The sequence below is a fragment of the Actinomycetospora lutea genome, from assembly GCF_028737205.1.
GTDB classification, from domain to species: domain Bacteria; phylum Actinomycetota; class Actinomycetes; order Mycobacteriales; family Pseudonocardiaceae; genus Actinomycetospora; species Actinomycetospora lutea.
On sequence record NZ_JAQZAL010000006.1, the window covers coordinates 58,049 to 70,262 of the forward strand.

General features: G+C 71.1%; 9 protein-coding genes and 1 pseudogene. All 10 read left to right on the forward strand.

Features of this window, described 5'->3' with window-relative positions:
* Positions 1-23 precede the first annotated feature (23 nt).
* The 10 genes and pseudogenes from rplL to PHK61_RS08760 all read left to right on the forward strand — a co-directional run bounded on the left by rplL (position 24) and on the right by PHK61_RS08760 (position 12,210).
* The gene (gene rplL, locus PHK61_RS08715) at positions 24-416 is read left to right on the forward strand and encodes a 50S ribosomal protein L7/L12 (protein WP_274280585.1); all 393 of its coding nucleotides are present in this window, start codon (positions 24-26) and stop codon (positions 414-416) included.
* A gap of 415 nt (positions 417-831) precedes the next feature.
* Positions 832-1,830, forward strand: a pseudogene (locus PHK61_RS08720) (ABC transporter ATP-binding protein); the annotation flags it as partial.
* A 968-nt stretch (positions 1,831-2,798) separates the two neighbouring features.
* Positions 2,799-3,593, forward strand: coding sequence for an MlaE family ABC transporter permease (locus PHK61_RS08725; RefSeq protein WP_274280586.1), 795 nt, complete (start codon positions 2,799-2,801; stop codon positions 3,591-3,593).
* 67 nt (positions 3,594-3,660) lie between these two features.
* Positions 3,661-4,497 carry an MlaE family ABC transporter permease gene (locus PHK61_RS08730; RefSeq protein ID WP_274280587.1) on the forward strand — a complete coding sequence of 279 codons (837 nt, stop codon included), beginning with the start codon at positions 3,661-3,663 and terminating at the stop codon, positions 4,495-4,497.
* The gene (locus PHK61_RS08735) at positions 4,494-5,957 is read left to right on the forward strand and encodes an MCE family protein (protein ID WP_274280588.1); all 1,464 of its coding nucleotides are present in this window, start codon (positions 4,494-4,496) and stop codon (positions 5,955-5,957) included. Before PHK61_RS08730 ends, PHK61_RS08735 begins: the two co-directional genes overlap by 4 nt.
* On the forward strand, positions 5,954-6,994 hold the full coding sequence (locus PHK61_RS08740; protein ID WP_274280589.1) for an MCE family protein: 1,041 nt from the start codon (positions 5,954-5,956) through the stop codon (positions 6,992-6,994). The genes PHK61_RS08735 and PHK61_RS08740 overlap by 4 nt, the downstream gene beginning before the upstream one ends.
* Positions 6,982-8,334, forward strand: a complete 1,353-nt coding sequence (locus PHK61_RS08745) for an MCE family protein (RefSeq protein ID WP_337993940.1) — start codon at positions 6,982-6,984, stop codon at positions 8,332-8,334. Before PHK61_RS08740 ends, PHK61_RS08745 begins: the two co-directional genes overlap by 13 nt.
* Positions 8,334-9,731 (forward strand): MCE family protein, encoded by a 1,398-nt coding sequence (locus PHK61_RS08750; RefSeq protein WP_274280590.1) that lies wholly within the window; start codon positions 8,334-8,336, stop codon positions 9,729-9,731. Before PHK61_RS08745 ends, PHK61_RS08750 begins: the two co-directional genes overlap by 1 nt.
* A complete protein-coding gene (locus tag PHK61_RS08755; RefSeq protein WP_274280591.1) occupies positions 9,728-10,924 on the forward strand; it encodes an MCE family protein in 1,197 nt (398 codons plus the stop codon). Before PHK61_RS08750 ends, PHK61_RS08755 begins: the two co-directional genes overlap by 4 nt.
* On the forward strand, positions 10,921-12,210 hold the full coding sequence (locus PHK61_RS08760; RefSeq protein ID WP_274280592.1) for an MCE family protein: 1,290 nt from the start codon (positions 10,921-10,923) through the stop codon (positions 12,208-12,210). The genes PHK61_RS08755 and PHK61_RS08760 overlap by 4 nt, the downstream gene beginning before the upstream one ends.
* The last annotated feature ends 4 nt before the right edge of the window (positions 12,211-12,214 follow it).

Below are 12,214 nucleotides of genomic sequence, written 5' to 3' on the forward strand. Positions count from 1 at the left end.
CGTTACTGAGTAGGAGCGCCACCATGGCGAAGCTGTCCACCGACGAGCTGCTCGACGCCTTCAAGGACATGACCCTCATCGAGCTCTCCGAGTTCGTGAAGAAGTTCGAGGAGACCTTCGAGGTCACCGCCGCGGCGCCGGTCGCCGCGGCCGCCCCGGCCGCCGGCGGCGGTGCCGCTGCCGCCCCCGTCGAGGAGGAGAAGGACGAGTTCAACGTCGTCCTCGAGGGCGCCGGCGAGAAGAAGATCCAGGTCATCAAGGTCGTCCGCGAGGTCGTCTCGGGACTGGGCCTCAAGGAGGCCAAGGAGCTCGTCGAGAGCGCCCCGAAGCCGATCCTCGAGGGCGTCAACAAGGAGGCCGCCGAGGCCGCCAAGGCGAAGCTCGAGGAGGCCGGCGCGAAGATCAGCCTGACCTGATCCCGCGCACGAGCGCAGCAGGACCGCACGCACGGGGCGGGGACCTTCGGGTCCCCGCCCCGTCGTCGTCCCCGGGGCCGTGGCCGATCGTCCGGAAGGTGACGGGGGCCACATCGGCTCTCGCGCAGAAGGGTGTCCCCCGGCGGAGCGGCGAACCGCCGTTCGGGGCCGTGAGCGGTCGCCGAGGTTCCACCGAACGCGTGGCAACGGCCGTTCAGCGCCACCCGAGAGATGCAACGTAGCGGCGTGACCGGCGGAGAGGGACCCGGCGGCTGCGCTGGTTTCCGGGTCAGTAACCTCCGCGGCCAGCCGTCGTTGAGGACGTGATGCTCCCGACGGGGAGCGCCGCCCCTATGACGTCGGTAACTGGCGTCGTCCCACGACGCGTCGACATCGCGGCGAGCGGAGGAACTGCATGGCCGGCGTCGAGGTCGGGATCAAGAACCTGTCGAAGTCCTTCGGCAGCTCCAACATCTGGTCCGACGTCACGCTCACCCTCCCGGCCGGCGAGGTCAGCGTCCTCCTCGGCCCGTCGGGCACGGGTAAGTCGGTGCTCCTCAAGTCGATCATCGGTCTCCTGAAGCCCGAGAAGGGCTCGATCTTCATCCACGACACCGACCTCGTGCGGTGCTCGGAGTCGAAGCTCTACGAGATCCGCAAGCTGTTCGGCGTGCTGTTCCAGGACGGCGCCCTGTTCGGGTCGATGAACCTGTTCGACAACATCGCGTTCCCGCTGCGCGAGCACACCCGCAAGGGCGAGTCCGAGATCAAGGACATCGTCATGGAGAAGCTCGACCTGGTCGGGCTCGGCGGCGCGGAGGACAAGCTCCCCGGCGAGATCTCCGGCGGGATGAAGAAGCGCGCCGGCCTGGCCCGCGCGCTCGTGCTCGACCCCGAGATCATCCTGGTCGACGAGCCCGACTCGGGCCTGGACCCGGTGCGCACGGCGTACCTGAACCAGCTCATCGTCGACCTGAACGCCCAGCTCGACGCGACGATCCTCATCGTCACCCACCACCTCGGCACCGCCCGGTCGCTGCCCGACAACATCGGGATGCTGTTCCGCAAGAACCTGGTGATGTTCGGCCCGCGCGAGGTCCTGCTGACCTCCGAGGAGCCCGTCGTCCAGCAGTTCCTCCAGGGCCGGCGCATCGGCCCGATCGGCATGTCCGAGGAGAAGGACTCGGCCCAGATGGAGGCCGAGATGGAGGAGCTGAAGAAGAAGGGCGGCACGGCGGAGTCCGAGGAGTCCTTCATCGACCCGCAGCTCGAGGTCAGCGAGGGCGTCCCCGAGCGCAAGGCGGTGCAGCGGCGCAAGGACCGCGTCATGCAGGTCCTGCACACCCTGCCACCCAAGGCGCAGACGGCGATCCTCGAGCAGCTCACCGAGGCCGACCAGGAGCGCTACGGCATCTCCCGGGACCAGGACCGCACCGAGCTCATCGAGGTCACCCGCAACCAGCCGCCGGAGGACGCCGACCCGTTCGGCTACCAGGCGATGGCCGAGGCCGAGGACAACTCGCTCGTCGAGGGCGGGTCCCGCGAGGGCGAGGGCGAGGGCGACCAGGCCGGCAGCGGCGACCCGGACGCCGACGCGGAGGCGCGCAAGGCCCCGCCCGCCGACCCCGAGTCCGACGAGCCGCTGGTCGGTGTGCCCGTGGACGAGGACGCCGGCGGCACGGTGGTGCTCCCGCAGGCCGGTGAGCACACCAAGGAGGAGGGCGAGCAGTCCGACGAGGCCGGCAACGCCCCCACCGAGCAGCAGGACCAGCAGGGCGGCAGCGACCAGGATGACCCGCCGACCGAGCAGTTCGCGGCGGTCGACGAGTCGGGCGGCCAGCAGCAGGGCCAGGACCAGCAGCAGGGCCAGGACCAGCAGCAGGACCAGGGCCAGCAGCAGGACCAGCAGGGCACCGGCCAGGCCGCCGCGGCGGGTGCCGCGGGCGCGGCCGGTGCCGCGGCGGCCGGGCGTCACCGCTGGCGCGACGACCCGCCCCAGCAGCCCGAGCAGACCGGCGAGCAGGGCGTCGCCGGGCTCGTGCCGATGGCGGCACGTCCGGCGCGCGAGGGCGACGAGCAGCAGCAGGGCCAGCAGGGGAGCCAGCAGCAGGGCGGCCAGCAGCAGTCCAGCCCCCGCCAGGCCGAGCGTTCCGGTTGGAGCGCGCCGAACCCGGGGCAGGACGCCGCTCCCGACCCGAAGGGCGACGCCGCCGCCGACCCGCCCGCCGAGGGCGGTCCGGGCTCGCAGCAGCAGGCGCCGCCGGCCGGTGACGGCACGGGTCGCGGACCTTCCGAGGGGCAGCAGGGCGTGCCCCGCGGGCGTGAGGACAACGACGAGGGCGTCCTCGGCGGCCTGCGGCGCATGTTCCGGCGGGGCGACTCGTGAGCTCTCGCATCGCGGCCGGCAACTTCCCCGGAGCGGGGGCGCTGTCGTCGACGGGCAAGCTGTTCGCCCTGGGCCTCGACGTCGTCGTCGGGATCTTCCAGCGGCCGTTCCAGACCCGCGAGTTCATCGACCAGTGCTGGTTCATCTCGCGCGTCTGCATCCTCCCCGCGGCGCTCGTGTCGATCTCGTTCGGCTCGGTCATCTCGCTGCAGCTCGGGTCGCTGATCCGGCAGTTCGGTGCCCAGTCGTTCTCCGGCGCGGCGAGCACCCTGGCGGTGATCCAGCAGGCGGCCCCGGTCATCTGCGCGCTCCTCGTCGCCGGGGCCGGCGGCTCGGCGATCTGCGCCGACCTCGGCGCCCGCACCATCCGCGAGGAGATCGACGCGATGGAGGTGCTGGGCATCAACCCGATCCAGCGCCTCGTGGTGCCCCGGGTGCTCGCGTCGATCCTCGTGTCGGCGCTGCTGTTCGGCCTCGTCTCGATCGTCGGTGTCGCCGGCGGCTACTACTTCAACGTCGTTCTCCAGGGCGTCACCCCGGGCGCCTACGTGCAGGGCTTCTCGGCCCTGTCCAAGCCGACCGACCTGCTCGTCGGCTTCATCAAGGCGGCCCTCTTCGGGTTGGCCGCCGGGATCGTCGCGGCCTACCGCGGGCTCAACCCCGCCGGCGGTCCCAAGGGCGTGGGCGACGCGGTCAACCAGGCCGTCGTCATCACGTTCATCCTGCTGTTCGCGATCAACGTGATCGTGACGGCCGTGTACCTCAACCTCGTTCCCCCGACCAAGTTCTGAGCCCGTCCCCGTTCTTCTGACCAAGGTCTGAACCAGTTCTGACCGCCGCTCCCCAGGCCAGGATTCGATGACGATCACTTCTCGCGCACGTCGTGCCGTCGACGCGCCGCTGGGTGTCCTCGACACCCTCGGCGACCAGGCGTCCTTCTACGCGCGCACCATCGGCTGGATCCCGAAGTCGGTGACCCGGTACCGGCGCGAGGTCCTCCGCCTGCTCACCGAGGTGGCGTTCGGGTCGGGTGCGCTCGCGCTCATCGGCGGCACGGTCGTCATCGTCGCGACGCTGACGTTCTTCACGGGCTCCGTCGTCGGCCTGCAGAGCTACTCGGCGCTGAACCAGATCGGCACGTCGGCGTTCTCGGGCTTCGTCACCGCGTACTTCAACACCCGCGAGGTCGCGCCGCTGGTCTCGGCGCTGGCGCTGTCCGCGACGGTCGGCGCCGGCTTCACCGCCCAGCTCGGCGCCCAGCGGGTCTCGGAGGAGATCGACGCCCTCGAGGTCATGGCGGTGCCGTCGCTGCCGTTCCTCGTGACCACCCGCGTGGTCGCCGGCTTCATCGCGGTCATCCCGCTCTACGTCATCGGTCTGGTGGCGTCGTACCTCGCGGCGCGGCTGCTGGTCACGAACTTCTACACGCAGTCGCCGGGCACCTACGACCACTACTTCAACCTGTTCCTGCCGCCGCAGGACGTCCTGTACTCGTTCGGCAAGGTGCTGGTGTTCGCCCTGGCGATCATCCTCATCCACTGCTTCTACGGCTACAACGCCAGCGGCGGCCCGGCCGGGGTGGGCGTCGCGGTCGGCAACGCGGTGCGGAACTCGATCGTCATCTTCACCGTCCTGGACAACCTGCTGACCCTGGCCATCTGGGGCACCACCACCTCGATCCGGATCGCCGGATGAGCGCCCCGACGCAGGTCCAGGAGCGGCCCGAGCCCCCGCAGATCAAGGACAAGCGACCGCCGCTGAGCCCGACGCGCCGCCGCCTGATGGGCGTGGCGATGCTGCTCGTGATCGCGCTGGTCGTGGGGCTGTGCCTGGCCAACTTCAACAAGGTCTTCAAGTCGACCGAGACCGTCTACCTGCGCACGGCCACGGTCGGCAACCAGCTCTCCAAGCAGGGCGACGTGAAGGTCCGCGGCGTCATCGTCGGCGAGATCACCTCGGTCGACTCCGACGGGTCGGGCGCCGTCATCGAGATGGCGATGGACCCCGACTTCCTGCCCACGATCCCGAGCAACACGACGGCGACCCTCATCCCGAAGACGCTCTTCGGTGAGCGCTACGTGTCGCTGGGAATCCCGCCGAACGCGAGCTCGCGGCCGCTGCAGGAGGGCGACACGATCGCCCAGGACCGCTCGGAGAACGCCACCGAGACCGAGGAGGTCCTCAACAACCTGCTCCCGGTGCTCACCGCGGTGCAGCCGGAGAAGCTCTCCGACACCCTCGGTGCGATCTCGCAGTCCCTGTCCGGCCGGGGCGAGCAGCTGGGCGACACGCTGGTGCTGCTGAACCAGTACGTCGAGGGTCTCCAGCCGGCGCTGCCGGACCTGCAGGCCAACCTGCGGGCCCTGGCGCCGACGGCCGACATCTACAACCAGGCCGCACCCGACCTGATCCTCGCGCTGGACAACCTGGTGACCACGAGCCGCACGCTCGTCGAGCAGCGCGCGGCGTTCGAGGCGACGTTCCGGTCGGTCACCTCGGCGTCGAACGTGACGACCGACTTCCTCCGCGCGAACCGCGAGAACATCATCGCCCTTGCGGCCTCGGCGCGGCCGACGCTGGAACTGCTCGCGCGGTACAGCTCGGAGTTCCCGTGCCTGTTCCGGCAGCTGACCGACGTCACGCCGGACATCAACAACGTCCTCAGCCCGACGACCGGCGTCCTCATCGAGGCCGAGATCACGATCGACAACGGCAAGTACGTGCCCGGCGAGGAGCCGCAGTACCTCGACGACCGCGGGCCGCGCTGCTACCAGATCGAGGGCCAGGCGCCGCAGTTCCCGCCCGGGGGCCCGATCCGTGACGGGTCGATCCCGCCCGACCCGAGCGCGGCCACCGAGGACGCCTACGCGGGCGGCCAGGCCGGAGAGATCGACGAGGACTCGCAGACCGGGGACGACTCGCCGGCGTCGGCGCGTCAGCCCTCCGGCGGCGGGCAGACCACCGGCCAGGCCGCGTCCGGGCGCGTCGACGGCGCCAACATCGGCCTGCCCAACATGCCCAACTCACCCGAGGAGCGGCAGCTGGTGACCGAGGTGACGGCCATGCAGATGGGGCTCCGCCCGGCCGAGGTGCCGTCCTTCGCGCCGTACCTGGCCGCGGCGACGCTGCGCGGTGCCCAGGCGGTGGTCCGGTGAGGGGGCTGGCCGCACCGCTGATCAAGCTGGGCGTCTTCACGGTCGTCACCATCCTGTCGGTGGCACTGCTGCTCACGGCGATCCAGAACACGTACTTCGGCAGCACCGAGGACTACACGGCGCGCTTCACCGACGCGTCCGGCCTGATCGCGGGCAGCGACGTGCGCATCGCCGGCGTCCGGGTCGGTCAGGTCACCGACGTGCAGCTCGTGGACCGCAACGTCGCCGAGGTGTCGTTCAAGGTCGACGAGACGCGGCGACTCCCGGTGGGGTCGATCTTCTCGATCAAGTACCAGAACCTCGTGGGCCAGCGGTACCTCGAGGTCGCCCGCGGCAACGGGCCGATGAACGCCATGCTCGCGCCCGGTGCGCGGATCCCGGTGAACCAGACCCGGCCACCGCTCAACCTCACCGTGGTGTTCAACGGCTTCAAGCCGCTGTTCCAGGCCCTGAGCCCGAACGACATCAACCAGCTGTCCTTCGAGATCATCCAGGTGCTCCAGGGCGAGGGCGGCACGGTCAACTCGTTGCTCTCCCGGACCGCGTCGCTGACGGCGACGATCGCCGACCGCGACGCCGTGATCGGCTCCCTGATCAACAACCTGAACGCGGTGCTGGACACGGTGAACGCCCGTGACGAGCGGCTGTCCGGGCTGATCGTGTCGCTGCAGCAGCTGGTCAGCGGCCTCGCGGCCGATCGCGTGCGCATCGGGGAGACCCTGCAGCCGATCGCGGACCTGACGACGACCACGGCCGGGCTCCTCGAGGAGGCGCGCCCGCCGCTGCGCGACGACATCGTCCAGCTGGGCCTGCTGTCGGACAACCTCAACGACAACCGGGGCCTCGTGGAGAACTTCCTGCGGCTCACGCCGCAGAAGGCCAACAACTTCGGCCGGGCCGGCAGCTACGGCTCGTGGTTCAACTTCTACCTCTGCGCGGTGGGCGGCAACGTCAGCTTCGACCCGCTGCCCCTGCCCCCCATCGACCTGGGATCCATCATCCAACTCCCGGATACGGCGAACCGATGCAACGGATGAAGCCGTTCCGCAAGCGGAACCCCCTCCCCATCGGCGCCGCCAGCCTGGTGATCCTGCTGCTGCTGACCGCCGCGTCCCTGAACATCAGGGACCTGCCCCTCATCGGGCAGGGCGCGACGTACACGGCCCGGTTCAGCGAGTCGGCCGGCGTGCAGCCCGACGACGACGTCCGCATCGCGGGCATCCGGATCGGGACGGTCACCGACCTCACCCTCGAGGGCAACGACGTCGTCATCTCGTTCAAGGCGCCGGACGCCTGGATCGGCGACCGGACCACGGCGGCCATCGAGATCAAGACGGTGCTCGGGCAGAAGTACATCGCGCTCGAGCCCGCGGGTGACCGTCCGCTCGACCCCGACCAGGGCATCCCGCGCAGCCGCACCCGGGCGCCGTTCGACGTCATCCAGGCGTTCTCGCAGCTCTCGACCACCGTCGAGGACATCGACACGAACCAGCTCGCCCAGAGTCTCGGGGTCCTGTCCGACACGCTCGACGGGGCCGCGGGCCCGGTGCGGGGCGCGCTCGACGGGCTGAGCCGGCTGTCGCGCACGATCTCCTCGCGCGACCAGGAGCTCGCCCGGCTGCTCGCCAACACCCGGACCACCACGCAGGTGCTCGCCGACCGCGACGGCGAGATCGAGCGACTGATCAACGACGGCAACCTGCTGCTCTCCGAGCTGCGGGCCCGCAAGGCCGCCATCGACAACCTGCTCACCGGGACGATCGCGCTGGCCGCCCAGCTGCGCGGGCTGGTCGCCGACAACGAGGCCACGCTGCGGCCGACGCTCGAGTCGCTCGACGGCGTGCTGCGCACGCTGGAGGAGAACTCCGCGAACCTGGAGAACGGGTTGCGCCTGCTGGCGCCGTTCGCGCGGGTGTTCGCCAACGTCGTCGGCAACGGCCGCTGGTTCGACGCCTACGTCTGCAACCTCGACCCGCCGGGCGACCAGAACTGCGACCCGGGCTCGAGCCTCGGGCCCGACAGCCTGGCCGGGCTGTTCAACCCGCAGCTGCTGGCGCAGATCCTGCAGAACGCGCTGGCCGTGCTCGGGCTACCGGCCCTGCCGACGATGGAGGACCTGCCGGCCGTCATCGCGGGCCTGAGCCCCGCGCAACTGGGGCAGCTCCAACAGCTGCTCGGCAGCGAGGACACGCCGGGCGCACTGACGCCCCAGCAGCTACAGATCCTCTTCCCGAACGGAGTGCCGAACGTGGCCGCGCTGACCGAGGCGCTCACGCAGGGAGCCGGAGGCGGGCTCCAGCCCGGTGCCGGTGCGGCGCCCGCCGGTACGGCGCCCGACGGTGCGGCTCCGGCCGGCGGCGAAGGCGGTGGCAACTGATGTCGTCCCGTCTCGTCACGTTCTTCGAGAGCGCGGCACGCACCCTGTCGGTCGCGCTGGTCCTGGCGCTCCTCGCGACCGCGGGCCTCTGGTACGCCCTGCAGCGGGGCAGCCAGCGCACCGTCACGGCCTACTTCGACAACACCGTCGGCCTCTACGTCGACAACGAGGTGACGATCCAGGGCATCCCGGTCGGGTCGGTCGACGCGATCGTCCCGCAGGGCGACATCGTCCGGGTGGTGCTCAAGGTCGACAACGAGGCGCCGGTGCGGGCCGACGCCCAGGCCGTGATCGTCGCCCCGACGCTGGTCAGCGACCGGTACGTCCAGCTCGGCCCGACCTACGAGAACGGGCCGCAGCTGGCCGACGGTGCGGTCATCCCGGTGGAGCGCACGGGCACGCCCGTCGAGCTCGACCGCGTGTACCAGAGCCTCGACACGATCGCCCGCTCGCTCGGGCCGAACGGGGCCAACCAGACCGGCGCCCTCAACGAGCTGCTGCGCTCGTCGGCGGGCGCCCTGGGCGGCAACGGGGAGCTGCTGAAGAGCACGATCACCGAGCTGGGCGGCGCCGTCGGCACGCTCGCGGACAACCGCGACAACCTGTTCGCGACCGTCGACAACCTCGGCCAGTTCACGAACATGCTCGCGCGCAACGACGGCGCGGTGCGCACCCTCAACAACCAGCTCGCCGACATCTCGGCGTTCCTGGCCTCGGAGCGCGGGAACCTCTCGACGGTGCTGGCGACGTTGCCGCCCGCGCTCGACGACGTCGCCCGGTTCATCCGGGACAACCGCGACATCCTCCGGACCGACGTCGGCCGGCTGGCCAACATCACCGACATCCTCGTGCGGCAGCGTCGCGCGGTCACCGAGTTCGCCAACGTCGCGCCGCTGGCGCTGGGCAACCTCACGAACTCGTACAACGCGCGGTCCGGCACGCTCGACGTGCGCCCGGTGCTGGCGCCGGAGCTCCTCGGCGCCGGCCTCGACCCGCGCGCCCTGCTCTGCAGCATGCTGGTCAACCAGCCGGGGCTGCCGAACGCGCTGGCGGGACCCGCCGACCCGCTCCTCACGAACGTCGCCCGGGCCTCGGTGGTCTGCGGTGCGCTGCTGGGCGGGACGAACGCCGACGGCGAGGTCGTCAACACCTCACCGCTGGGCCTGTCCCTCGCCCCGATCCAGGACCTCCTGAAGATCCTCAACCAGCAGCCGTCGCTCGACGCGCTGGTGCCGATCACGGCACTGGCGGGCGGTGCCGCCCCCGGTGCCGGGCCGGCGCCGGGGGCGAACGGCGAGGCGACCAGCGGCGAGCCCGGGACGGGCGAGGGCGGCGCGACCCCGAGCCAGCCCGGCAGCGGCATCCTCGGCTTCGAGACCGTCGGAGGTGACCGATGAGCGCGCCCCGCCGGACGCCCCGCGCGCTGTCCCGCTCGGCTCGTGTGGTGACGCTCCTGATGGCGGCGGTCTTCGCCCTCACCGGCTGCGGCATCCGGTCGATCCAGGAGGTCTCCCTCCCGGGCGGCGCGGCCCTGGGGCCGAACCCGTACACGGTCACGGCGCAGTTCACCAACGTCGTCGACCTCGTCGCGAACAACAGCGTGCGGGTCAACGACGTCCCGGTCGGCGTGGTCCGCGAGGTGGCGCTCGCCCCGGACGGCTGGACCGCCCAGGTCGTGGTCGAGGTCAACGGCGCCGTCGTCCTTCCCGCGAACGCCACGGCCCGGCTGCGCCAGACCAGCCTCCTCGGCGAGAAGTTCGTCGAGCTGCTGCCCTCGCCGACGGCGCCGCCGCAGGGCCGCCTCTCGCCCGGCGCCGTCATCCCCGTCGATCAGACCGACGTCGGCGCCCAGGTCGAGGAGGTCCTCGGTGCCCTGTCGCTGCTGCTCAACGGCGGTGGCGTCGAGAAGATCCAGACCATCGCCCGCGAGGTCAACGCCGCGACATCGGGCAACGAGGCGCAGCTGCGCTCGCTGCTCAACAACCTCGACACGCTCGTCGGGACGCTCGACCGGCAGAAGGCCGACATCGTGCGGGCGATCGACTCGCTCGAGCGGCTGACACGGACCCTGGTCGACCAGCGGGCCCGGATCGCCAACGTCATCGACAACCTCGGTCCGGGCCTCGACGTGCTCAACCAGCAGCGCGGCCTCCTGGTGGCGACCCTGCAGTCGCTGAAGCGGCTGTCCGAGGTGGGTACCGACGTCATCCGGCGCAGTCAGGCCAACACCGTGGCCGACCTGCGAGCACTCCAGCCGATCCTGCGCAACCTCGTCGAGGCCGGGGACGCGCTGCCGGGCTCGCTGCAGATCCTGTTGACCATCCCGTTCGCGGACAACTCCCTCAACGTCATCAAGGGCGACTTCGCGAACATCGACGTCAGCCTCCAGATCAACCTCCAGAGCCTGCTGACGACACTGCTGAACACCAACCAGGTGCCGGGTGTCGACGCGATCTTCAAGTTGCTGCAGCAGCCCGGCACGACACCACAGGCCGGAGACGCGGCGGGCGGTGGCGCCGGTCAGCGCGGCTCCCAGAACACCGCCGGCCTGGTTCCGCAGCTGCCCGGTCTCGGAGGGAACGGCGGATGATCGGCACGAAGACGCTGCGCCTGGTGGCGCTGTTCGCGGTCATCTCGATCGTGGGCATCGTCTACGTCGGCCTGCGCTACGTCGGCGCCGACGCCCTGATCGGCCTGGGTCCCTACACGGCGAAGGTCGAGCTCGCCGACTCCGGCGGCATCTTCCCGGACGCGTCCGTGAGCTACCGCGGCGTCGAGATCGGCAAGGTCGGCGACATGCGGGTCACCCCGCGGGGCCTCGAGGTCGACCTCGAGATCGAGCAGGACTCGCCCCAGGTCCCGGCGTCGGCGATCGCCGTGATCGCCAACCGGTCGGCGGTCGGTGAGCAGTACGTCGACCTGCGGCCGCCGAACAACGACGGGCCCTACCTCGACGAGGGTTCCGTCATCCCGATCGAGAACACCCGTACCCCGGTCCCGGTGGACCAGCTCCTCGCGGACGTCAACGCGCTGGCCACCTCGGTGCCGCTGCCCGAGCTCCGGACGACCGTCGACGAGCTCTTCAACGCCTTCGACCGGACGGGGCCGGACCTCCAGCGCCTGCTCGACGGCACGAACGCCCTGGTGCCCGCGGCCATCGCGAACCTCCCCACGTTCCGCCAGCTCCTGCGTGACGGCCGGATCGTGCTCAACACCCAGGCCTCGCTGGGGCCGCAGATCATCTCGTTCAGCCGCGACCTCCAGCTGTTCACCGCGCAGCTCAAGGCCGACGACCCGAACCTGCGGCGCCTGGTGGCGTCCGCTCCGCCCGCGGCGCAGCAGCTCGAGGGCCTCATCCGCGACGTCGGCCCGGACCTGAGCCGCGTCATCGCGAACCTGCTGACGGTGAGCCGCATCCTCGAGCCCCGGCAGTCGGCGATCGAGCAGGTGCTCGTCACGTACCCGGCCCTGTCGGCGGCGGCACCGTCGGTGCTCCAGGACGCGGAGGACTCCGGCCCCGACGGGCGGGTGCACTTCGGTCTCGTCCTCAACGTCGCCGACCCGCCGTACTGCCGCAACGGCTACCTCCAGCCCGACGCCGGGTGGCGGCCGGCCACGGCCAAGGACTTCATCCCGATGGACACCAGCGTCCGCTGCAACGAGGCGCCGCCCGTCAACGTCCGCGGGGCCCAGAACCTCCCCGCGCCCTACGACTCGGAGAACTCCCGAGGCCCCGCCGAAGCCGGTGGCACCGGCCCGTCGCAGAATGAGCAACAGGACACAGCCGCGCTGGCCTCGCTGCCGGCGAGCGGTGTCCTCGAGGGCAGCACGCGCGGAGCCCCGCCGGTGATCATCCCGGGCCTCGGCAGCGACTGACCCC